General features: G+C 31.6%; 17 protein-coding genes. 2 read left to right on the top strand and 15 right to left on the bottom strand.

Features of this window, described 5'->3' with window-relative positions:
- Positions 1-75 precede the first annotated feature (75 nt).
- The 7 genes from ACQKIH_RS15770 to ACQKIH_RS15800 form a co-directional block, all read right to left on the bottom strand.
- Positions 76-1,248: a phosphoribosyltransferase gene (locus tag ACQKIH_RS15770; RefSeq protein ID WP_427767730.1), complete on the bottom strand. Its 1,173-nt coding sequence runs from the start codon at positions 1,246-1,248 to the stop codon at positions 76-78.
- The gene (locus ACQKIH_RS15775) at positions 1,238-2,224 is read right to left on the bottom strand and encodes a DNA-processing protein DprA (protein WP_427767733.1); all 987 of its coding nucleotides are present in this window, start codon (positions 2,222-2,224) and stop codon (positions 1,238-1,240) included. Before ACQKIH_RS15775 ends, ACQKIH_RS15770 begins: the two co-directional genes overlap by 11 nt.
- A gap of 247 nt (positions 2,225-2,471) precedes the next feature.
- Positions 2,472-3,584: a DUF5677 domain-containing protein gene (locus ACQKIH_RS15780; protein ID WP_427767735.1), complete on the bottom strand. Its 1,113-nt coding sequence runs from the start codon at positions 3,582-3,584 to the stop codon at positions 2,472-2,474.
- 97 nt (positions 3,585-3,681) lie between these two features.
- Positions 3,682-5,013, bottom strand: coding sequence for a UvrD-helicase domain-containing protein (locus ACQKIH_RS15785; protein WP_427767738.1), 1,332 nt, complete (start codon positions 5,011-5,013; stop codon positions 3,682-3,684).
- The gene (locus ACQKIH_RS15790; RefSeq protein WP_427767741.1) at positions 5,010-6,764 is read right to left on the bottom strand and encodes an ATP-dependent nuclease; all 1,755 of its coding nucleotides are present in this window, start codon (positions 6,762-6,764) and stop codon (positions 5,010-5,012) included. Before ACQKIH_RS15790 ends, ACQKIH_RS15785 begins: the two co-directional genes overlap by 4 nt.
- Before the next feature lie 201 nt (positions 6,765-6,965).
- Positions 6,966-8,099, bottom strand: coding sequence for a hypothetical protein (locus tag ACQKIH_RS15795; RefSeq protein WP_427767744.1), 1,134 nt, complete (start codon positions 8,097-8,099; stop codon positions 6,966-6,968).
- A gap of 84 nt (positions 8,100-8,183) precedes the next feature.
- Positions 8,184-9,179: a DGQHR domain-containing protein gene (locus ACQKIH_RS15800; protein WP_427767747.1), complete on the bottom strand. Its 996-nt coding sequence runs from the start codon at positions 9,177-9,179 to the stop codon at positions 8,184-8,186.
- Between the two features lie 130 nt (positions 9,180-9,309).
- Here ACQKIH_RS15800 and ACQKIH_RS15805 point away from each other — a divergent pair, with 130 nt between their 5' ends.
- On the top strand, positions 9,310-9,660 hold the full coding sequence (locus tag ACQKIH_RS15805; protein WP_427767749.1) for a helix-turn-helix domain-containing protein: 351 nt from the start codon (positions 9,310-9,312) through the stop codon (positions 9,658-9,660).
- A 133-nt stretch (positions 9,661-9,793) separates the two neighbouring features.
- On the opposite strand, the gene ACQKIH_RS15810 is transcribed toward ACQKIH_RS15805, so the two are convergent.
- The 7 genes from ACQKIH_RS15810 to ACQKIH_RS15840 form a co-directional block, all read right to left on the bottom strand.
- A complete protein-coding gene (locus ACQKIH_RS15810) occupies positions 9,794-14,524 on the bottom strand; it encodes a DEAD/DEAH box helicase (protein ID WP_427767751.1) in 4,731 nt (1,576 codons plus the stop codon).
- A 348-nt stretch (positions 14,525-14,872) separates the two neighbouring features.
- Positions 14,873-16,141, bottom strand: coding sequence for a hypothetical protein (locus tag ACQKIH_RS15815; protein ID WP_427767755.1), 1,269 nt, complete (start codon positions 16,139-16,141; stop codon positions 14,873-14,875).
- A gap of 104 nt (positions 16,142-16,245) precedes the next feature.
- Positions 16,246-17,238, bottom strand: a complete 993-nt coding sequence (locus ACQKIH_RS15820) for an ATP-binding protein (protein ID WP_427767758.1) — start codon at positions 17,236-17,238, stop codon at positions 16,246-16,248.
- 2 nt (positions 17,239-17,240) lie between these two features.
- Positions 17,241-19,325 carry a hypothetical protein gene (locus tag ACQKIH_RS15825; RefSeq protein ID WP_427767761.1) on the bottom strand — a complete coding sequence of 695 codons (2,085 nt, stop codon included), beginning with the start codon at positions 19,323-19,325 and terminating at the stop codon, positions 17,241-17,243.
- Positions 19,297-19,956, bottom strand: coding sequence for a TnsA endonuclease N-terminal domain-containing protein (locus ACQKIH_RS15830; protein WP_427767763.1), 660 nt, complete (start codon positions 19,954-19,956; stop codon positions 19,297-19,299). The genes ACQKIH_RS15825 and ACQKIH_RS15830 overlap by 29 nt, the downstream gene beginning before the upstream one ends.
- A 467-nt stretch (positions 19,957-20,423) precedes the next feature.
- A complete protein-coding gene (locus ACQKIH_RS15835; RefSeq protein WP_427767766.1) occupies positions 20,424-20,603 on the bottom strand; it encodes an HTH domain-containing protein in 180 nt (59 codons plus the stop codon).
- A 101-nt stretch (positions 20,604-20,704) separates the two neighbouring features.
- Positions 20,705-20,899, bottom strand: coding sequence for a hypothetical protein (locus tag ACQKIH_RS15840; RefSeq protein WP_427767769.1), 195 nt, complete (start codon positions 20,897-20,899; stop codon positions 20,705-20,707).
- A 778-nt stretch (positions 20,900-21,677) separates the two neighbouring features.
- Here ACQKIH_RS15840 and ACQKIH_RS15845 point away from each other — a divergent pair.
- On the top strand, positions 21,678-23,102 hold the full coding sequence (locus ACQKIH_RS15845; protein WP_427767771.1) for an anion permease: 1,425 nt from the start codon (positions 21,678-21,680) through the stop codon (positions 23,100-23,102).
- Positions 23,103-23,714: 612 nt separating this feature from the next.
- Here ACQKIH_RS15845 and ACQKIH_RS15850 read toward each other — a convergent pair.
- Positions 23,715-24,056: a hypothetical protein gene (locus tag ACQKIH_RS15850; RefSeq protein WP_427767774.1), complete on the bottom strand. Its 342-nt coding sequence runs from the start codon at positions 24,054-24,056 to the stop codon at positions 23,715-23,717.
- Positions 24,057-24,107: the final 51 nt, after the last annotated feature.

A 24,107-nucleotide genomic window follows, 5' to 3' on the forward strand; every position in this document is an offset into this window, starting at 1 on the left:
TACAGTAATTGATATTTAACTAAACTGTTAATAGGTCTTAAAGTAATCTTTATGTTAAATTTATTAGTAATAGTTCTAAATCAATTCTGCAAAATTTAAAATTTCTGAATCATTATTAGGATTATAAAACTTTTCTTTACCAATATTACCTTCATAAAGTTCTTCCCCTATAAACTCATAAGAATATTTAGAATATACGTCTCCGTCTATTACATAATTAGTTGAAAAGTATTTTTTTCCGAACTTACCAAACGAAAGAAATATTACTTCTTTAGCACCTGCAGCAAACAGTACGTGTTTCACCGCCTCAGATGAATAGCCATTTGTAATATAATCATCAATAATACAAATTACTTTCCCCTTTATGCTATTTTTTAAAATTGGATTCACAATTAAAGTTTCGAAATCGCTATTACTTTTTGTTTTCAAACGAATTGCTCCACTGCTATGTTTAGATTGCATTTGTTGATGTCTGATTAATATTTCTGGCCCTGTTCTAGGTCCTCCATTAAGAATTACTCTAACAGCTTCCTTTAAGAATGAAACTGAAGTAAATGTATTTTGAGGATTAGAAGAAGGAAAGGTACCCCAATAATCTACCTTCTCGTAGTAATTATTAGTTGTTACTTCGTTTATTAGATGGAATAATAAAAGAAGTAATATTCTTTGATCACGTCTAGATTCAGTACCCTTTAAATTAGTTTCAAATATATTTTTAACTCTTGCTTCTTCTTCCGGTCTATAATGTGTATTCGCGTTATTTAAACTAATAACGCTAAATGAGTCTCCAAAAATCATTTGAAAGTAATTTTCTTTATGTATTTCATATGCCTTTAAGCAGTCTATTACGTTTTTAAAGTCAAATATGGGTAAGCCATATTTTTTCACTTTCTCTGAAACAGTTACTCTATTACTCAATGACTCTGGATTAAACAATGGGATTTTGCAATGGAACGAGAATATAGCATCATCATTAACAATACCTATCATTCCTATAATTGCACCTTTTTCTTTCAAATCTTTAATTTTTGCTTTTGTTTCTTTACTACGATCTAATAATTTTAATTTTTTATTATATTCTTTAGGTAATTTACTTTTTAGTATATTAATTGTACTTTGTTTAGCTACAATAGCTAAAATTACATTCGCATCATTAAACAAATCAGATATCCTTAAATTTTTCTCAATCAGTTCATTTTCTTCAGTAAAGAAAACTAATTTTGAAATTAGAATCAATTTATTTGTCATTTAGCATTTCCCCTCCAAATTCAAATATTTTATTATTTATCGCTTCGTCACCTTGATCTACAAAAAGTATCTTTTTGTTCGCTTTATATGCATTTCTAATTGTATTCATAGTGCCACTTTTTAAGTTTGTTTCGATAACTATTATTAAATCACTAATATTGGCCACATATTGATTTCTATCTAAAAAGCTTGATTTATAAGTGTTTTCTTTGGGACCGATAGCTGTTAATAATAAACCTTTTTCAGATATTAGATCCGCTACAACTTGATTTTCTTTTGGATAAATTTTATTGAAATTTGTAGGCAACACTGCAATCGTTTTTCCACCAAGATCCAGAGTAGTAGCATGTGAGACCGTATCTATGCCCTCAGCTAGTCCACTCACAATAATATAATTATTGCGAACGTATTCTTGAGTTATTTTTTTTGTTAATTCAATAGATTTTCCCGATGGCTTACGAGTACCAACAATAGCAACTCTTTTTCTATCTAATGACAATTGTGAAACATCACCTTTAGAATACATAAAAAGTGGCATATTTTTTTCTGGAATCAATGCGGTCAATTCATTTTGATCATATTTAAAATAAATCTTACTGCTACCATCTTTTAAAAATGCTTCCGTATTAAATAATTCATATTTAAAATTTTTATATTTTTGATAATTTCTTGCTAATTCTCTATCTTTATCTGTAAATTTACTTTCAATCTCCATAATCATTTCGTTTTCATTATTAAAAATACTTTCTAGGGGGTCTAATCTTAACTGGAAAATAGTTTGTAAAAGTGAATCATTGAAACCAAATTGTTTCAAATAAAATAAGTTACTTCTTATTTTATTTGTCATAGTTTCCCCCCTTTCTCTTTTCGCACCTGATTTCGGCGCTTCCTCATGCTCTATTCCACCACCAGGAAAAACGTAATAAACTGTGTCATCATTAGTTCTTTGAATTAACGCTATTTTGTAATTTCCCACCAATACTATAGATCATTTATTTCTCATAATCGTAACCTTTTTATGTATGTCGTTAGATGGAGTTAATTTTCTAACTGTATTACACTTTCATATAGTAATAGTAAAAATGCTTCCAAACATAAAGATATTCGAGGTTTATGTGTTGTGCAATAAAAGTAATGGTGGGAAAGGTCCTAAAAAAACACAATAGAATCTGACAAAGCTTAATCTGTTGTGTTTAAATGAACTATTATAAAGCCATGTAGAACTATCCTTCTTCGCGAAGACTAAGCTCATCATTAATGATTTCATCTTCAACCTTTTCAAATTCTTTAAAAATTTCATTCATAAACTTACCTAATGTTTTTATATATATTAAATTGTCTATTGAAGGGTCCGTATTAAGATACGATACTATAGCCTCGTACAAAGTAAATATTTCTAATTGTCCAGGGATTCTTAATCCTAAATTACTTGGACCAAAAACATATGCCGGCGATTCCATACCTTCAATGTCTATTGTACCTAAGCTATCAAATGTACCTAAAGGGCTTGAGTGTATTTGATAATTCGCTTTTTGATAAAAAGAAAGTGTTTCTTCATGAATTCTTATATGCTTTTCAAGATCTTTAAAATAAATACGCCTACCTAGTTTACTAAATATAGGTCTTGCCCATTCATAGTCAAATCTAAAACTATCTCCATATTTGTTTAAAACCTTTTTGTAATTACTTTTTAAATCCTTATAATATTCGTCCTCTGAAGTATTTTCCCCATATGGTTTGAGTTCTTTATATTCTTCAATTATTGAGGCATCATTAAATCTAATCAAAAGCTCTTTCAAAAGTTCTTCATCATCAAAATATTTTAAAAATATCAACAGAATAATTTTTGTTTCATGGGCAGTACGCCAACGAGAAAGTGCTGCATCAGCAAAGCCTCCCTCCAAAAGATAAATTATTTCCTTTGCTAAAAGAATTTGTTTTGCGAGTAATTTCATGATTGTATAATATTTCAAAGTATGTTCTAAGGTATTCTCATCTAATACCTTGATTTCATTTGACTTATTTATATCGTTAGTGCAAATTTCTTCAGCAATTATAATTAAACCATTAAATAATGCTAAAGGCTTTAGCCAACGTTGTTTAATACGTGATCTAAATTCAGTATGTAATAGCCTTTCTGATTCCAATGGTTCATATATATTATTTTTCAAAATTTGATAAAAATCCTCAGCAATATTTTCGAATAAATCATCTTCAAGGGAATTTTGAATAGCTTGTGTCAATATTTCTTCGGATAAAGTCTTTCCTTCTTTTTCATATTGCTCAATTATGTTTTCTAATGCTTCATCAAATAAACGTTCGAAAGATAGATTCATTCTCTCACTCCTAAAATTCTTGTAGTTAAAACATAGATTTTGATTAATAGTTAGCCATTAATAGTATTAGTAACTATATTCTCATTAACAAAAAAATTTAAGTATACCAATTAGAAATAAAGCCTGCGCCGTATTTTTTTTCTACTTCTTTTGTAATCAGGATTGTTAAATCTTTTTTAGAACGTGTCAACGCAACATATAAGTAGTTCATCATCTTATTCTGCTCAGTTTTTATCTTAAAAAGATAATCTGATAAGTCGGTAGTCAAAATAAAAAGGCATCTTTCTCCTTCTAGCCCTTTTACCTTATCAATAGAATGCACTAAAAAACCCTCTAGCTTCTTTTCTAAGCGATTTAACTCGATTGCTGAATCCAATCGACGCATTTCGCCTTTGTTGAATTTAAAGACCAACGAATGGCTTATGTGGGCCATGATACTTTGATTATCAAACGAGCTTAATTTTTTTAGAATCCATTTCTCTAAAATATAAACTTTTTGCTCTAAACTAAATTGTTTGACTGCAGATTTTTTGACTACTAGTTTCAATTCATATCTTAACGAATCCAATGGCTTTTCGTCTTTATCTGTACCAGTCTGATAGCAAGATTGCTTTTTTGAAATGTATTTGTAATCCCATTTCGGATCATTTAATAAGACATTTAAATCGGTCGTACTTTCATAAACTAGATTGAGAACACCTTTATTCTTATGTGAAAGCTGCTGACGTTCTTTTTCGGTAGTATATTGGTTTGCCAACATGATATGAGAATCCGGGCATCTGTGATTTTGATTCAAATATACGACTGAGCTATCATTTGCCTTAATTAGCGCTCTGAATTGTTGATATCCTCTTAAATCTTGTTTAGGATCCCCTACCAAATGCAAATGAAATCCTGATGCATCTAATTTCTGTACTATTTGTGATAAATGCTCGTCCATATCCTGTGCTTCGTCCATAAAAATAGAATCCAGATAATTACGGAGGATATTTATTATTTTCTCGCGCATTTGCTTAATCCTTATTTTATCGTTTGATTTACCGCATAATACATACTTAGCGGTTTTCGTTACTTCATCAACATGGATAATGTTTTGCTTGTGTAATTCTTGTAATTTTCTTGCTTTGTAGATTGGTTCTGTAGGTAAATTTAATAATGAAACGGAAGAAAAATGCGTCTCATACAATAATCTATGGAATGGAATAATTAATTCGTGAAGTAAAAAGGCATGTGATGTTTCGACTTTAATATTACTAGGTATGGCTCCAAGTTCTTCGGTAAGCTTATTTTTAATATGATCCTTTGCTGCGTTTGTGTAAGTAATAACATAGATTATTTTGCTATCAGTAAGTTGACGGTATCTTTCTATTACTTCTGTAGCCATTGAAGTTGTCTTCCCTGCTCCAGCTCCTGCAACTATAATCTTCATTCTTTAACACCACTCTGAAGGAATTTTAGGACAGCGGCAATATGTTTAGGTAGATCTATATCTTTTAAATAATCTGTACCAATGTCTTGGCAAAACCTTAGCATAGTATCAGTTTTAGCAGTTCTCCACTTGTCGGAAAGTTTGTCTGAGGTTTCTATGTCTGTCCAACCATGTACTTCTTTAAAATAAGCTTCTAACTTGGAGTAATTTCCCTCTGTTTTAACAAACTCTGGCTCTAATGTATATTCGGTAGTTGTTGTAACCAATATATTTGCGTAATCGTTATACTTTTCATGTCGTTTTTTTGCTTTAGGTTGATTGTCAAAATCTCTAATTATACCTATTCGATGGCTTGTATCTGAATTAACTTTTAACCAAATATCCAACATTGTAGTAAATCCCTTATGTATGCATAAGACCTCAATATCACTTAGAGAATTTTGTTGGTGGTGCAAATAAGATTTAATTAACATTTCCTCGCTCGGCCCTTCGACTAATATACATTTACGAGAATATAAAAATTTCAAAAAATCTAAATTGAACTTTTTGGATAAATAATTTAGATCCTTCTGTTCGGCTACAGATTTTAATGAAAAAGCTTGTCCTTCTTTAACTACGGTAACGTTTTCAAGTTCTAACTTATTTAAAAATTCCGAACTATGAGTTGACAGGAATAGTTGTGTTTTGCTGGTTTTAGATATTATGTTGTTGATGAAGCTTGCTAATAAGCGCTCATTATTTATGCAAAGATGTGCTTCAGGTTCTTCTAAAGTTAAGATATTCAATGCAATGTCTTTATTGATTTCCAACGAATTAATCATTACTAATAAATAGACTAGGTTTCTGTAGCCTAACCCCTGTGTATGAAGATACTCGTCACCAATCCCTAATTTCACGTTGTTTAACAAAGAGCTTATACTAGGCATGTTAGGCATTAGAGTGATTTTGCTGAAAAAATCTTTAGCATTTTCTATATCAGATGTTTCTTGCCAATTAAATACGTTATCTAACTCACTAACGGTTTTTAATTCATTAAAGAAAGTCCCATAAGATTCTTCAACTTTAACTTTTTGCTCATTGCCTAATTTATTGTGCAACAGCTTCACTAATGCTTGCGAACCTAGCTGCGCTTTATTAGAGAAATCGTCACGCTCAGCTGAAAGCGAGTCATATTTAAAATTCAATAGATCATTAAACGCTACAGGCTCATTAATAGATGGAATATTAATCGAATATTGATACATTTCAATTGGCAGCAAGTTCATCTGAATATTTTTAATTTCTTCTGCTGTTTTAGTAGCTAAAATTTGTTTTACATGTTGGAGTAACTCTTGAGGATTTGTAATATAGTAACGATATTCAATCTCATATGAAATATTAGGTTCAGTTGAACTTACCCATTTATGAACAAAATACGTATCATGTCCTTCGGGGGTAAATGTTACTTTAACAGAAACATATGGTATATGTTTTTGAAATTTCTCGACAGAAAGTTCCTCATTTTTGATTCTATCTATATTAGCCTCAATAAAATTAAAGTATTCTCTTTTAAGGTCGTTGTTAATCTCATGCCAGCCTAGATTTTTGTTTACAACGCCAATTTCATTGTTTACGAATGGTAATGTAATAGCTCTCAATAAATTACTTTTACCGCTGTTGTTTTCTCCTATAAAGATTACTAGTCTATTAAATTCTAGGTTAACTTGTTTTAAACTTTTATAGCCGTAGATTGACGCTTTAGAAATTAACATATAGATAGTACCCACTTTTCTATAATTATTAGTAATAATATTGCTTTAATAATCTATTTAACGGTGCTATATATTGCTTCTAATTCTAAATCTGTCATTTTATTATTTTCATTGAATTGCCTCCCTGAAATAGATATTTGTATTCTATTATACCTATTTTGGAAGCAATATACATTATAATTCCCTTTATTTTAAAGGGGATTATGTCACTGTTTGAATTGTGAACTTCAACTTCTGCTTAGTTACTGTGCTAATGATAAAACATAATTGATGTTCTTCATAAGAAAATTGTTTATTTTGAAAGGCTAACCATTTATCAAAAGTATTAGAAACCATATAAAATAACGCATAAATTTGAATGTTGAAAATGGCTAATTCAGAAATGTAAGGCAATTTCAACTGCAATTGAATGTCACCTAACTGTTTCGGAGCAGAAAAAATATAAAGAGAAGGATTCAAAGTTATATCTTTATTTCGATAATAAATGTCCCAGTCGTTAGCCAATTGCTCTAGCTCCATTCTCAATTTGATGTAGGCTCTACACCTTGTACATAATTTTGCAACTATGCCTAGTTTAAAATGCTTTTTAAAGCATTTCAGCTTACATTGCTTACGCATGCGCCTTAGAAAACATTTATAAACGCTTAGAAGGTCTTCTATCCCTTTTTTAGAGGAAATGTTATTAACTATATAAGAGGCTTTAAAGTCGCTCTCTGGATTAATGTTAGCAGCCTTAAAACGTTTGTTTAAGATGATATAGCTATTTTTACTAAACAATTTTTCTTTGATGTTCCAATGAGCAGTTTGACACCAGTGTTTTTTCATCTCTATAAAATCGTTTGATTGGGTTAATAGGTAACCACATTTACAAGAATAATTTTTATGATTGATTAGCGCATTATATAAATCTATAGGCAAATTACACTTACTACATGTTGTCTTCAATGCAACTTGTTTATGAAAAGGACAGTAAAGTATGTGCCTAAATTGATGTGTATTAATATGGAAACCGAGCTTTATACACGATGGACAATATCTTAATTGCTCCGCAAATAACTCTTTAAATGTATTTACATTCATGTTACATATGCCTAATTCATTTATTTGATTTTCAAAATAGCCTAGTAAATCCAGGTTAAGTTGTTTTGAAAGAGTTAGGTAATCAAAATTAGTTGGTAGAAGTGTTACTAAATAATCGTTTGACAAAATAGAGTCTCTTTTAAGATATTGTTTTTTTATAAAATCGGCTTCTACAGTATTGGCAACTTTGAATTTCATGAGTATTGACCAAAATGAATCATTAGCAGATATCCAATTATTTGACCATGTTGTCACGTCTATCACCCCTGCTTTAAACTTTGGTAGAAAATCAAAGCGAAGCTGGTCGAATTAAAATAATCAACCAACTTCGCTTTAAAATTATTTATCTAAGCAATTCAAAATATCCGCTGCTAACATTTTTGATCCAGCCATTCCCTTTAAATATTTCAAATCCCCTATCGAAGACCAATCAACCTTATCTAAGTTAGATAACTTCCCAGCTAATTTGACTGCATCTGGTTGCTGTGATTTCTCTAAGTAGTTTTCGTTAATGATCGTATTCCCAGCTATAGCAAGCGCATTTAGACAAGTAATATGAGTCATTCTATAAAATGTATTATCAGCCCATTCATCTGGAAAAAGTTCTTTTATTAAATTGAAATAAAAAAGAGCTAAATTCATTTTCTTTTCTTTTGATAATTTAGCTAAAGCAGATTTCTTAGTCAGCAAATGAACTAGGTTATATAAATTTTGAAGTGTAATATTTCGTTCCTTAGTTCGTAGTCCGGTTAGCGTTCCTTTCGAGAAAAAAGGGCTTTCTGGCTTCAGTATTAGATTAGTTGCCACCCAACTCAAATCGTCATTCTCTCTATTTAGATATCTACTTAAAGATGTTCCAAGTCCCTTAGCTTTAGTATTGATAGTGTCAAAAAGACGTATTTCTTCATCTTCATCTAAATAATGAAAAGCCAAAAATGGGACGTTTAAAGTTGTTCCAGTTTCCTCAATGTAGTTTTTAATACCTTCTAGTCGATGCTGGCCATCCATAATTGTAGCTTTTTGTTTACAAATTAATCGACCGAATGAAGGGCGAGCTTTATCGTATGAATGAAACTCCCAATTTCCTCCCGCATTAAGCAGAATTGGGGTATATAGCGCTCCCTCACCTGTAGATAAATAATCAGCAAAATCAGCTGCCCGCTTTTTACTAACTGGTCTTTGATAACCCTTTCCAGAAGGATCGTTGTATAGCTTTGAAAAAGCGAAACTAACGGCAACATGTGATGATATTCCTCCTAGATAGAACACTCTGCCGCGCATTTTAGACTGAACAACGTTTTCAATTGCTATATTGGTACCTAATTTATTAATCAAAATCATTTTCTCCTTTACAAATATTAATCAATAATATAATACTTATAAGTGTAAAAAACAAATATTTTACACTTATAAGTGGCTTTAATGTATTTAACACCTCACATAACCTTAAAGATGAGGTGATTAAATGAACGGGTTATTAAAAATGGTAGGAGCTAATATTAAATCAATAAGGTCAGAAAAAGGATTAACAAGAGAGCAGTTAGCAGAAATTTGTGAGATGCAGCCAACCTATTTGGCAGATGTAGAGAGAGGCCGACGTAATATAACATTACAATCGCTTGAAAAAATTGCTGCTGGGCTTGGAGAATCTCCTTCAAAGATAATTAGACTTGAAAATTTAAAGATAGAGGATGATTATATGGAGAAACATGAATTGTTATTATTAATAAATGAGAAGTTGAATGGGAGGTCACAGGAAGAGTTAAAATTAATCATAAAGCTTATTGATGAAATTTTTGGTTTTATAGACAAGTGATTTTTTCTTTTTCCCAAAAAGTATATAATGTTCCACAAAAAAATGACAAAGGTTGATATAACAACATTTGTCATTTTTAACGATTAAAGAGTTACTAATCTCATTTAATTTTTATTTTATTAACACTATTAAATTACTCGTAAATTTGTAAATCAATTGCACTTGTCTCACTACGGATTTCATATTTCTTTTCAGGTTTGCCGTACACATTTACAAGTTGATGACTTGTAGAAAATGAATTATCCTCTAAATAAGTTTCGCTGCCGAAAATACTTTTTTCAATCTCCTTGGCATGGTACTCTACATAATTTTGCTGTGACTTGCTTAGTGATTCAAGTCGCTTTATCATCGTTAAAGAATCTACATTTTCTGTGGCGTTGTCCGGCATCACAACGATTAAATAATCACGCGCTCGACTAATCGCAACATTAATAATGTTAAGTTTATTTAAAAACATTTCCTTCGATTGCAAATTTGATGGAGGAGAATTAAACAACGTAATAACGAAATCACATTCATCCCCCTGAAAGCCATGAATCGTTCCAGCCTGTATATCTATTGAGTCTGGGAAAGCATATGAAGCGATTAACTTATCAAGTAACTCTGCCTGTGCATGATATGGTGTAATAATACCTAAGCGAAGCGGCTCATCACGCTGCTCAATTGCGGCTGAAAGATTTTTGACATACTCAAATGTAAATAACGCCGCATAAATATGATAGCTACTTCTATTTTGCAAACGTTTTGGAGTGTAGATACTTTCGTGTTTACTTACAGGAAACTTAACAAACGTTAAAGGCTGTAGCTGTAGTTTGTCCGCAATGATTGTATTTTCTGGATTCGCCACTGTGCGGTGATGGCTTAATGCACTGTCGTATGCAAACTGACTAAATAAGGATCCAATTTCTGGTACACTACGATATTGCGTCGTTAATAAAATCACTTTATATGCATGCGGTACTGTTACAGGATTTTCAAAGGATTTCAGTTGTACCGTTGTATATATATTTTCATTCTTCCATAAGTCAACTGTTGTAATCGGCTCAATTTGGAATGGGTCACCTGCAATAATAAATTTTTTAGGCTTCTTTTTATAAAGTGGGTACATAATATCAGCTAGCGGTATCATAGAGGCCTCATCCATCATAATATAATCCCAGTCCACTTCACTTAAACGTACAAGTGTACCATCATCAGAAATAAAATGATCATAAGGAAAACGCGCAATCGTTGTGACGGTTACATTTTTAGTAAATGCCTCGATATCGACCGTTTTGTCATAAAATACACCATTTCGTTCAATAATAGGATCATTTGTTGCACCGAATCGCACAAGCCATTGTTTGTAATTTTGCTGCTCGTCTATATCCATTAGTCGACGTACAAGAACATCCGCTGCCTTATTTGTTGGAGTGAGTACTAAAATTTTTGGACTTTCCTTTTGAATTAACGGTAAAATTAAATCCTTCGCTAAATATGTCGTTTTTCCAGTCCCAGGCGGTCCGAATACAAATTCAATATCACTAGATAAATTTTGCTTCATATCAAAATCTTCTTCTAATGGCAAACTGCGGAACGCCTTTTGAAGAGCCTTCATAAGAAAGATGGGATTTTTCGCCTCGATTTTCGCCTCTCGTACTAACGATAAATCAATATGCTCTATTTGCTCGTCTGACTTTAGCTTTGCACGTAATATATATGATTTTACATTAACTACTTCAATCATCATTCTTATTTTTTTGCCATTTATAAAATATAAATCAAGTGGAATATCTGCTAAGTCTTCGAGAGAATGAGGAATAGAATGTGTTGGGTGCGTTAAAATTAAAATACGTGAAGTATGCTCCTCTTTTTCTACCTTTGCAAACCCTATCGAAATTTCATATTTTGCTGCACTTTCTTTTTTATTGTATGCCTCTAAATCTAATAGCGCTTTAAACCACCCGAAACTATATTTAGAATGTGACATTGCTTTTTCAGTGAGCTTATTTAAATGGGCTATACGTGCAATTTCATTTGCACTTTGTTCTTTTGCACGTTCAATTTTATCCTGGAAATTTACGCTAGGCTTTATATAAGTATCCTCGTCTTCTAGTTCCCTATCGTCAACTTCGCTCTCAGTGCTACTTTCGCCTTTAGTAGAAGTAGCTAGCTTCCCAATTTCCCTTGCTAGACGTTCCTCTATTGTTTGTGGTTCTTCCTCAGTTTGCGACAAAGCTGTTATTAACTGTTGGCTATTTTGCTTATTTGCATGATATTGCTCAATCAGACGTTTCAAATCTTCTTCAGGAATATCTGAAATAAGATGACCTAATCGAAGCTTTTTTTGAGCTTCTTCATCTAAGTCACTATAAGCCTTCTCATTAAATTTATATTGAATTCCTAAATCTTTTAATAGCTCTTGTGCAGCTGCTGAGTTTACATTGTACTGTTTATCTAACTTCTCTACTTTTATATCTTGTGGAGCTGATCTATTGCCGTTTTCATCAAATAACCATTCCTTTTGGCGAAGGTTTAAAATTTCAGATGAATTATATGTCTCTGTATATTGTGAATAGTAAAAATAATCACATCGACCAGTAATAATAGATTTGAATTTATTGTAACTATTAGATAGATGAGAAAACTTAACGAATTGTTCCCATAATAACAATGAGAGTTGTTTATCATTATTTTTTATAACTGCCTCGATATTTTCTTTACTACCATCTAAAAAATATTCTGTCCAAGTTTTTTTATACTTTGAATATGGCCATTCAATGTTCAATTTCGATAGCTGCTGTGAATCAGGTTCATGTTTTAGAAGTCTAGCCTCGTCATTTACACCTAAATCCTTTAAAAATCGAATAAGCTGTTCCTTATTTTGTTCACCTACAAGCTTTACATAATCATCTAGCTTCACGAATACAGTTTCCTTCTTATTCTGAAACCATTTTGTTAGATGCTCCGTTGGCAAATACAGATTCTTTGCTACATATCGAAGGACTTCCTCTGAATTTAAGGCACTACCTCTAATAAATTCTAGGTCTTTAATTTGATTAATCAATTTTTCACTTTCTATTTTTGGACACTGTGTATAGTATTCAAAGAATTTTTTGAAATGGGTTTGGGTCACTATTTTCCCCCCCTGTTTATAGATAGGAAAAATCTGATTGTAAATTTCATCATATAGTGTTGGTTGCTGTACACCGAGCTGTGTTAATAGAGCTACTGCTCGCTCACTTCCGAGCAATTCGGGCCACACGGTTGTATATCCCTTTGTTTCAGTAGGGAAAAATAAAATGACTTTATCAGTTTCATCTTTAGCTGAAACTGCCTGACGCGTTTGATTTAAAAATATAGGCTTACTTTTAATACGGTTAGTTCTTCCTTCGACTTTTAAAATCCAATCATAAAATATAGTTAACCATTCAATAGGTTGTTTTTTGATAAAGTCCTTCGTTATACCAGGTATCCTTGTAGAATTATTAGACGGCCAGCCATTAAAAATCTTCTCTTCTGTAAGTTGCAGACAGGTAATTTCATTTATGTACTTTATTAGCTCACTTTCTTGACGACTGGAGGATATAAATACCCATTGTGCTTCTTCATCCCCAGTAAGTTGTGCAAGTTGTTCTAATGGGAAAATTTCTGTAAGCTGTGCTACATTTGCCCAATAGGCCTTTTCTCGATTTGTATAGCCATCCTTTGTTGGAAGTAAATATTCAATTTTCATTTTATTGATAATTGTGTCATAAAACGGCTTAAATGAAATACTGTTACGGTCAGAAATATCAGTAAAATCGGATGGTTTATAAGGAATAATATCAAAAATATTGTCTGTAATAAGATAGTGCTGCTGTTTTATACCAATATTGCGTAAACACACTAAACTATCTGCAGATAGGTTCGCTAATAATTGAACCATAGTGCGATTATGTTCTTGTGATGCTTGGATGCCTTCACGGCTATCCGTTAATAAAAACGGTGCATGAATTACAAAGTTCAAGTTTGTCGTCTCTCTAGTTGAAAAGAAGCAAAATGCTGGACATTTCTTTTGAATAAGTTGCCCTTCTTCTCCTATGAAATAACCTACAGAGTAGGTTAATTTGTCGCTTGTCGTTCGTGAAAAAAGCCATAATTTCTCTTTATTCACTGTCTTTGTATCATTTTGAGTTATTGTAATAAATTGCTGCCGCGTTTGGTCAACTACTACTTCAGATGACACACTCTTTTCATACAGCCCTTCTTCACCTAAAATACTAAATGTAACTTTCAATAAATTTTGTAAAAATAATACCGGATAATTTAATGTGCGTAGCTTTTCTGCAATGTCTAAAAATGCCACATCCTCAGAGCGATCTGTATGATCAAAAGGGAACACAAATACTGTTTGTTGATTACCACGTCCTGGATAATCATATAGTAGTCGCTCTGGAACGATAAAGCTATGAATTTTAAATGCGATACCTGGATCATATATATGTGGTGTTAACGTATATTGAAAAACTGATTTAAAGCCTATACCAAACTTTCCTATCGAGGCTTTTTCTTTGCTTGAATTACCAATAGATGTAATTGCGTTTAAATCTCCCAATTTACCATTTTCTTTATCTTGCTTTTCTTTCTTTTGATCTGAAATAGTAAAGCGACGAGTTCCATTGTGAACAAACACAAGTTGATGTTTGTGTAGTTCAAAATGTACCTCTGTAGCATAAGCGTCATCAGCATTTTGCAATAGCTCGTAAATAAAATGAGCCTGATCGGAATATTTTTCTACAACAGCTCTTTTAAAACCTTCGACAGCGGGATCATCCAATGTAACCGCTATACGCGCACGATGCTCGGCTAATTCATTAAAATAAATCAAATCTTCATTAATCATTTAAACACCTGCTTTCTTTTTGTATCTTCAATATATCATTTTTACAAAAAAGGTAAAATTTATATTTGGTTCAAATTTATTAATTCATATCATTTGTATTTATTAAAATTTTTGGATTAAATGCAGGTAAATATACTTTGTAATAGGAATTTATAGTATATAAAAGGTGGTTATTTAAATGAGTAAACAAATTGGAAATAATGATGAATATGAAGTAATAAATGCAAAAGATAATACGTTGTTGAACATATAGTGCTTTTATTCTGCGGGAAGTAATCCCCATGCTTCCATATCAAATGACTTAATTTAGCGCGCTCTTAGTTTTTTAGGCCGGAACATTCATCTAATTTAAATAAATATATATTTATTTTTATGATTAACTATTACATGGGTAGAAATTATCTCAAAATCTGCTATCGCGAAAGTATTTTTAATTTCTAAATAACGGTCATAAAGATATACAAATAATAATTTACTAAACAGATTAAATATTAAAGAAAATGAATCTATTTTTGGGGTTATTTCCATTAGGTCTTGTCTAAAATCATCTGCATAATATAAATAAGGAAAAATTTGCTTTTCATATTTATTAGCTGAATTCTTTTGATCAAATTTTTTATAATCCCCGTATTTAATGTCATAAATCCATTTTCCATAGCATTCATTTTTCCAAACTATAAAAGGCGAATTAAGTGCTTTTTCTTCAAGGTAGCCTGTAGGTCCATAGCTTTTTTTTAACGAACGAACCACTTTTTTATTAAATTTTTTTAAAATATATTTCTCCACTGATTTTAAAATGGCTTTTGATTGATTAAATAAAAGTAAGTCTAAATATTTATCAATAAAAAAAGGTACAAATCGTGAGTTGCCGGGCATGATTTCCTTGAAATTATAACACCGGTTAATATTCATTCCATTTGAATATCTAAGTTGAAATTCACTAGTTTTATCTTTACAAAAAGGTTTCTTTAAATTCTCAAAGTCTTCGTTTAATAATTCTAATGTTTTAGTGTATGAAAATTTTCTAGCATCCTTCTTAATCCGATTTACAAATATAAAATGAAATCCGTATGTTCCTACCCCTTTAATATTTAAAAACTTATAGACTGGCGCAACAATTCGAGGATAAATTACCCATTTTTTTATTTTCATTGAAAATAAATCATCATTAACAGAAAAACCACAATTTTCACAACAAAACGCTTTCTCGAATGAACCTATGTTATAGTACCTAAAATTCTCACTGCATGAGGGACATAAATTAGTTATTTTTATATCTGGATGGTACGGACAAAATTCAACAACTATTAACTGATGGAATATACTATGATATGAATTTGATAAACATTTTTCACAGAAAAATAGTTCTTTATGAAATATAGGAATATTTAAATTAGAAATATTTAATTTATTCAAGAAGTTATTAGAATAATGTTCAAAATCAATTCCGAAAATACTATTTAATTTTGTAACATCTAGATGCCTAAAATTATATAGTGAGGATTGACCTTCCAAATTCTTAGAAAATTTAGAGTTATGACTAATACTAAATGTGTTGAAGAAACTTTCACCTGTAATGCTATTTGCTAATTTAAATTTTTCAACTATTCCCCACAAAGACTCATCATTACTTATCCAATTAGATTTCCATGTATACGTATACGTTGAAATCACCTCTCAATTATATTTAATCGCCTATAGAAATTTTATAAAATTCTTTTTTACAAATCCTTACGGTAGGAAGCATCAATCACTTTTTCATTGTCTACACTATTACTACCAGAAATATATCCACAACTTTCTAATGCATTTATCCAATGTTGTGTATTTAATTCATTAACATTTGTACCAAATCTTCCGTGAGTTTTTAAGATTTCTTCAATACAACGAACTGCGTACATTCCAGGTACTTCTTTATACTCAGAAATATTGTACTTATACTGTATGAATTTTAATGCTTCAATTAATTGATTAAGGTAATTACTAAGTCTAAAACCTTGTTCATATTGCTCTTTAAAGAAGAATTTTGTATAGGTCAAATCACTATCTTGTGGAAATTTTAAATTGTTATCAAATTCATTCAAGAGAAATTTGAAATCATTTATTTGCATAAGTCCGGTAAAACGGTATGTTTCGGTCATGAATCTACCTATAATTTGCATTTCTTTTTTTGCTCTCAGTTCATTAAAAGTACGAAGAATTTTATCTTCCGCTACTAAAAATGTAATAAGTATAATCCCATGTCTTTCTAAATCATTATAAGTATCTAGTAGCCACTCATACTCTAGCTTTTTCAGACGGTGCGCTTCATCAATAAATATTATGATTTTATTTTGTTTGCTCTCTGATACGATAGTTATAATATGATTGCGAAGGCGTTTTCTTTTTTCAATGGCACGCCCTTCAAATGGAATATCATGATTGAACTTATCTAATAAAATCTCAAAAAAGGTATTTTCTTTAGGAGAGTGGCTAGTCCATTCAATTGAATATATAGGAATATTTTTACCAAAATCTAACGAAAAATTTTCTTGAATGAATTGGATTAATCTAGATTTCCCCATTCTCGGTTTCGCATAAATAATAGCACCGGGAATAGCCATTTCTACCCAACTATAAATTAGTGCAGCTGCATCAGCTATTTGTCTACTGCACGCACAATAATTTCTTTGGATTAAAGGGTGAATTTCTAATAGCTTATCATCAGATTGCATATTTAGTCCTCCTCGGATGGCGTTGATTTTCTTTTACTTCCCACAGTAAATCTGGAATTACGTATTATATTTTTATGCCTGTCATTAATTTCGTAATGTTCTGTTAAATGGAATTTCGAATCTTCTTGATTTAAGTTTTCAGACACATCAATAGTAGGCTCTTCTTTTTTTCTGTTAGCTAATTTATCTTCTATTTTCTTTATAGTATTTTCTTGTAACTCTTTTTGATTCTCTTGAATTTTTTCATTAACAAGTCGCTGTTTTTCAATTATTACATTAATATTATGCTCTTTTATATAACGCATTATTTCACGCAATTTTATTTTAGCTTTTTTATCTGTTAAAGATAATGTGGAAAGATGATCAAGATATGAACTCATAGGATCTTTGTGATGGATATCAGCAAAGTCTTTTTTATATTTATGTTGCATAATCATTTGTCTAATCTTTACGCTATTAGGAATTTTACCCCAAAATCCTTTTGCGGTTAGTGTATCATAAAGAGTCCCATCATTTTTATAGGCACGTATAGTTTGAATATTATCTTCGTCTATAACTAATGTTAACCTTTCGCCAATCATAGATTTATCGTTGTTTAGCTTTTCACTACTGTAACGTACATATTTATAAAAAATATAAGGATTTATCCCTTTATGGATATTCCCTTGGACTTTAACCTTTTCTTCTATAGGAAAAAGATTCATTGCTGTTCGCTTATAATTAGGCAATTTTCGTATAAACATACCTCGTTCTGTACGACTTTGTATGATTTCTAGTGGGGTGAAGCCATGGTTAGCTGAATGAGCGGTATTATTATAATTAGCAATTACTAAATCCATAATTTCTTCTAAATGATCCACTGTTATTTCATAAATCACAGCGTTTTCTTCAGCGTTATCTCTTTTAGGGTCTAAAACATTACTCCCTGTTGTTGATGGGAGACGATGAAAACCATTGTATTCTAGTGTTTTAAAAAACCTTTCTATAATACTTCTCCTTGTAGGAGTTGCTACCGGTCCAAAGTTAACAGCGCAATTTAGTTCAGTTAAATGATTTAAAATTTTAGCAGATAAATGAGATTTAGCATTGTCGAAACATATTTCATCCCAAATACCGTATTTAGCAGCATCAATCAAATAGGATGGGAATCCATCTCCTGTATTGTATTGAAGAGTCGGAATTTCTAATTTTCGAGGTTTCCAAGGTAACAGACATTTCTTAAAACATTTTATTACTTCATCGGAAGAATAATTGTTGTTGTTATAACAAATATGGTAACCAATTATCGCTCTAGAGGCGACGTCTACTACAGCTAAGAGCCATAGCCTATTCATCACGGTAATGATTTTATCTCCCTGTGGTGTGTATGTGATAATCGAGAATATTGCATCTATTGTATGTGCATCAAATTCCACCCTTTCGAAAGGGCGAATAATTTCTGTATGTGCATTACTAGAATTGTTCGTATTTTTGGCTAAGGCTACGGCTTCTTTTCCTGATAATTTTGTGCCTAAGCTACTATTAATTTTTAATAATTCTTTTAAATATCTCTCAACAGATTTAAATGCCATACTAGTTGTGTTTAACGGGTATTGAGCTTCTTTGATACCTATTTCTTGGCATTTGTGGATGAATCGCTTATGAATATTTTTAACAGATTGCTTTTTTTCCCGCACCTTATCTTTATTTGTGTTAAAGTATTCTTCAAATAAAAACTCATGTAATTCAGGATAATCATCAAGAAGTTTATTGAAATTTCCAGAATTACTATTTTCGTAATTAGTAGTTATATAAGGTTTTACTCTTAGGTTATTTAACAAGCCTGCATAACCATAAACTTCCGTATCATTTTTTAATATTAAACATCGTTTCAGTAGCCTATATATTTCACTTTTTGGAATTCCTGTTTGAAGGACGATATTTTTAACACTTAGGTCACTTTGTAAAAATAAATCTATTGCTTCTTTTTTCTTTATTATTTCACGTTGTTCTTCAGCCGGTAAGTCCATTATATAAAGCTCATTCCAATTTAAAGGATTCAAAAATTCAGGTTCAATATCAAACTTCTCCAGATATTTTCGCTTCATCAATCCATACCTCCGTTAAAGGGCCTAAAAAAAGATCTTTAATATTTGCGCTTATATCTTGATTTTTTATTAGTGAAAAAAACTGGTCTGCTACTTCAGAAAAATCTAATCCCATTTCGTTTGAAGTTTGTCCTAGTGTTTTAGGTGTGGATGAAAGATGCTTCTTTACCTCATCGAGAAAGTATGAAGTTTCTAAAATCCCATACTTAGACAAAAGTTTTAAATTAGATAATAATAGAGCGCTTTGAGATAATGATTTTTCAGTAACCACTTCATGCTTATAATTATTTTTCATACACCCGTCTTTCTGAATTTCTACTTGCTTAATGACTCTTTCCTTCAGTAAATCCCCTTCATATTTTACTTCCTGAATAACCTCGATACCGTTTTTATATAAGACGTACATATCAGGAATAGATTCATAATATTTCCCATTATTATCTTTAGATTCTATTCGTAGAGGTTGCTCACAAAAATATTTCACGTTAGGATCATTTTCTAATTTTAGCCAATTAGCATATTCTAAATCGCTGTATAAATATACAATCCTCTGTAACTTAATACTTTTAACTAACCATCTATTATTTCCGTATTTATTGCTGAATTTAGTCATAACTGGCTTTAAAAACATTATATCAGCCTCCCAATAAAAATAAATTCTAAAAATTCAGAAAATATAACAGTTAAAAATTCTTGTCTTTATTTTAAAATAAATAAAACTTCTTGTCTAATTTTAGACAAGAAGTTTTAACTTTTTTTATTTAGAAACATTGATTTAAAAGCTTTTTGAAAAATACAAGAGTTAAATCTTCTTGTCCTTTTACACTTGTACATGGACAAGACTTTCTTGTCTTTACGGAACTTTGGATCTTAAATTTTTGTAAAGAGAAAAGCATCTACGTATAAAAATAGTTAAATTCAAACCTATGGCAATAATTCTGGATAGATATTGTTATGCTTATTTAGGATTGCTTCGGTTCTTGATCTTTTTTCTTGCTGGGTATAGTTTAGCAATATAATCTGTGTTAATAGGTCTACACTACCTGCTGCAATACAAATCTCATTAATAGTTTTGTCTATATGCTTGTTCAACGCGCTTCATCCAAAGCACTTCAACGTTAAATCCATATTCTTTGGCGTTTTACCCGCTAAATATTCTTCAATAAATTGACTTTTAAATGCATCTGCGTATGTAATTGTACGTTCAGTTACCTTTAATACATGTGGATTCTTTTGTAGTTGTTCGATCTGTTTAAGTGAAAATAATTGTTTACTCATCGCTGTCGTCCGTCCTTATCATTCATGAAAGTCTGTTAGGAATTTGAGAATCGTAAAAGCATTAAAAAGAGTCAACCTCACCTTATCTAGCAAATCGATTTCTAATACATCTCAATTGGTTTTTCTTTAATGACACGTATTGTATCGCCTGATACCAAGGTTTGTGGAAGTATTTGCCCAAATTCACGCGCATGAAATCCATAGAATTTTTTCAATAGATTTTGAATAATAAATAGATTGTTTGTAAACTCTGTCTTTATAAGATTATTTTCAAAATCCCATTCATTGTAACCCATCATTTCAGCTAATTCTTGTATATCCCAAAAGCTACTAGTTCAAGAAGAACAACGTTAATTTAAACCGAAAACGTATTTTTTATTCCCATATATACCCTACGCCCCAGATTGTATTAAAGGGGGCTAAATTAAATTGAGCAATTTTTTTCCTTATCACCCTTATATGTTCAACAATTGTTGAAATCTGAGAATCAATTTTCAATGGAATAGACAGATTCGTAAATATCTTCTTTAGAAAAAATTATCCCTTTATGTAAAGCAAGCAGTTCACAAATCCTATATTAAGTCTTTGTAAAACTCACTTCCTCCCCTTGAATCATCACTTTATTTGCTTCTAAATCAATAAATATGTCCCCATCGATAAACACACTTTTGGCTCCTTTTTTCGGTCTAGCATCCCGTCTTAAATGGGCCTCGATTCGCGCATTTACTTCATGTATACTAAACGGCTATACAATATAGTCATGTCCACCAAGTGATAAGCCTTTAATAATAGAAGCTTCATCACTATTAAAATAATTCCTTTTTCCCTTTAGTAAGTCTATTGTGATCTCTCTAACTTCGAGTTTTGGTGAGATCCAAAGAAAATGCATTGAATGATGAAAAAATTCTTATCATTAGGACATGAACTAGTAATAAAATTTTATTTTTCAAGTAAATGTGGTGCATAGTTAACAATTTAAATTGGTTAAACTTAATGTGAGTAACCAATGAAGGGGAAATGTTAAACAGAGGGCGTTATTGTTATAGAAGATAGACATAAAAGGAGTTTGTTGGCATGAAAGAAACATCAGGAAGTACGATAAAATGGATTCCTTTCTTCATTACCATTGCAATTGGTATTATTATTTGGTTTATACCGGCACCTGCTGGAGTAGAAGAAAGTGCATGGCATTTGTTTGCTGTGTTTGTTGCGACAATTGTCGGTTTTATTTCTAAACCATTACCTATGGGAGCTATTTCAATTATTGCTATGGCAGTGATCTCGGTGACTAACACGCTAACAATTGAAGAAACGCTAAGTGGGTTTGGTAATTCGACGATTTGGCTCATCGTTATTGCGTTCTTTATTTCGCGTGGATTTATTAAGACGGGTTTAGGTGAACGTATAGCTTATGTATTTGTTCGGTTATTTGGAAAGAAAACGTTAAGCTTGTCGTATTCTTTATTGCTAAGTGATTTAATTTTGGCACCTGCTATTCCGAGTAATACGGCACGTGCAGGTGGTGTGATTTTTCCTATTATCCAATCCTTATCACATACATTTGGTTCTAAACCAGAAGATGGTACAGAACGTAAAATGGGAGCCTTTCTTTTGACGGTAGGATTTCAAGGGAACTTGATTACATCAGCTATGTTTATGACAGCTATGGCAGCCAATCCTTTAATTGTTAAGCTAGCAAGTGATACGGCTGGTGTGACAATAACGTGGTTTGGGTGGGCAACTGCTATGATTGTTCCAGGATTAGTAGCATTGATTGTTGTTCCATTTATTATCTATAAGATTTTTCCTCCAGAGATCAAACAAACTCCAGAAGCAAGTCGAATTGCCAAAGAGAAATTAGATGAGTTTGGGCCATTAAAAAGCTCTGAAAAACGCATGATTGCAGTGTTTATTGTTATTTTAGGACTTTGGATTGGTGGGGATTCTTTAGGCATTGGTGCCACAACAGCTGCTTTAATAGGGCTTTCCTTACTTTTATTATTAGAAGTACTAACATGGTCAGATATTAAAAATGAACAAGGAGCCTGGGATACGCTTGTTTGGTTTGCGACGCTCTTTATGATGGCCTCTTATATGAACAAGCTTGGACTGATTCCGTGGTTTAGTAAAGAGGTCAGTTCGTTTGTTTCTGGCTATAATTGGATGTTTGCGGTATTGATATTAGCACTTATCTATTTCTATTCACACTATTTCTTTGCAAGTTCTACAGCGCATATTAGTGCCATGTATGCCGCGTTTCTATCTGTTATGCTTCAAGCGGGAGCACCAGCCATGCTTTCGGTAATCCTATTAGCAGCATTCAGTAATTTATTTGGTGCGACAACTCATTACGGTTCTGGTCCTGCTCCTGTATTCTTTGGCGCAGGTTATATTGAACAGAAAAAATGGTGGACGGTAGGCTTTATTGTCTCTATCGTTACGATTCTTATTTTTGTTATTATCGGCGGCTTATGGTGGAAGCTACTTGGCTATTGGTAAGATAAAATTGTGCACGGCTACACAAGGACAACAAGTCTTTTTAGCCGTGCTCTAGTAATTTTTTTCTTCATTTAAATTCTCTTCCTGCTTCGCCAAATCCCATAGCCTTGGATTTCTCTTGTGTAGTGGTTTCTTCTCTTTCTAATTCAGAGCCCCCCCTGTGTTTCGGTCTTTTTTATCAAATAGAATTTATGCATGAGAGTATTACCTCAACACAAGTTTATACGTATGTTGAGTTTCAACAAAAAAAGAAAGCCATCCATTCCTTTAACCTTTTCAATTCGGTTGAACTCCCCAATTTTTCCTTTTAAATCTATTTTAAAAAAAACCTCTTGATTGATAGAAATGTTTTTACACATTCCGCATCAACAAAGAAGGCTGTTGGTATTATTCTTGTATATTTAACAGAAATAGAAAATTGAGGTAAATAAATATTATAACTGGAAAGACTTTAACAATCGAATATGTATTTGGGCCCGATGTTCTTGTCCTTTTACAGTATGGACTAGAATGTCCAGACAACTAAAATTACTATTGACGAAAGGATAAAAGAAATCAATAAATATCAAAAAGCATAAGCTTTTTACGCCTACGCTTTTTCAAAAATTAATGTTAAGACAATGTTATTCTTTTACAAGCTATTTTTGCTGCTGGAATTCCAACACCAGCACCAAGTGCTGCATCTACTGATTCTCCCCAAGAACCACTGCTAGCCTTTATTTCTTTCCCTGCTGTCAAAACTCCATCTGCTACAATTTTAACACAATCATAATAGTCTGGATTAGGATTACTTTCAAGATACTGTGCAGCTAATTCGTCTGCTTTCTTTTGTATTGAAAGTCGACCTGGTTCAGCCAATGAACTAAAAACACTCTCAGCTTGCCCACCAAAATGTACTATTTCGTCGTTAATGTCTCGACCAGTACGATGTATTTCTCCCATTTCAGATGACATATTTAGTCCTCCCAATCCTTGAAATTTGAACTTTTTAAGTTCACAAATATT

The sequence above is a fragment of the Solibacillus cecembensis genome (genome assembly GCF_050272495.1).
In the GTDB taxonomy this organism is placed as follows: domain Bacteria; phylum Bacillota; class Bacilli; order Bacillales_A; family Planococcaceae; genus Solibacillus; species Solibacillus cecembensis.

Coding starts and splice junctions, on each gene's coding strand:
- ACQKIH_RS15770 (WP_427767730.1), bottom strand. CDS start 1,248: ATGACAAATAAATTGATTCTAATTTCAAAATTAGTTTTCTTTACTGAA.
- ACQKIH_RS15780 (WP_427767735.1), bottom strand. CDS start 3,584: ATGAATCTATCTTTCGAACGTTTATTTGATGAAGCATTAGAAAACATA.
- ACQKIH_RS15785 (WP_427767738.1), bottom strand. CDS start 5,013: ATGAAGATTATAGTTGCAGGAGCTGGAGCAGGGAAGACAACTTCAATG.
- ACQKIH_RS15790 (WP_427767741.1), bottom strand. CDS start 6,764: ATGTTAATTTCTAAAGCGTCAATCTACGGCTATAAAAGTTTAAAACAA.
- ACQKIH_RS15805 (WP_427767749.1), top strand. CDS start 9,310: ATGAACGGGTTATTAAAAATGGTAGGAGCTAATATTAAATCAATAAGG.
- ACQKIH_RS15810 (WP_427767751.1), bottom strand. CDS start 14,524: ATGATTAATGAAGATTTGATTTATTTTAATGAATTAGCCGAGCATCGT.
- ACQKIH_RS15820 (WP_427767758.1), bottom strand. CDS start 17,238: ATGCAATCTGATGATAAGCTATTAGAAATTCACCCTTTAATCCAAAGA.
- ACQKIH_RS15825 (WP_427767761.1), bottom strand. CDS start 19,325: ATGAAGCGAAAATATCTGGAGAAGTTTGATATTGAACCTGAATTTTTG.
- ACQKIH_RS15830 (WP_427767763.1), bottom strand. CDS start 19,956: ATGTTTTTAAAGCCAGTTATGACTAAATTCAGCAATAAATACGGAAAT.
- ACQKIH_RS15835 (WP_427767766.1), bottom strand. CDS start 20,603: ATGAGTAAACAATTATTTTCACTTAAACAGATCGAACAACTACAAAAG.
- ACQKIH_RS15840 (WP_427767769.1), bottom strand. CDS start 20,899: ATGGGTTACAATGAATGGGATTTTGAAAATAATCTTATAAAGACAGAG.
- ACQKIH_RS15845 (WP_427767771.1), top strand. CDS start 21,678: ATGAAAGAAACATCAGGAAGTACGATAAAATGGATTCCTTTCTTCATT.
- ACQKIH_RS15850 (WP_427767774.1), bottom strand. CDS start 24,056: ATGTCATCTGAAATGGGAGAAATACATCGTACTGGTCGAGACATTAAC.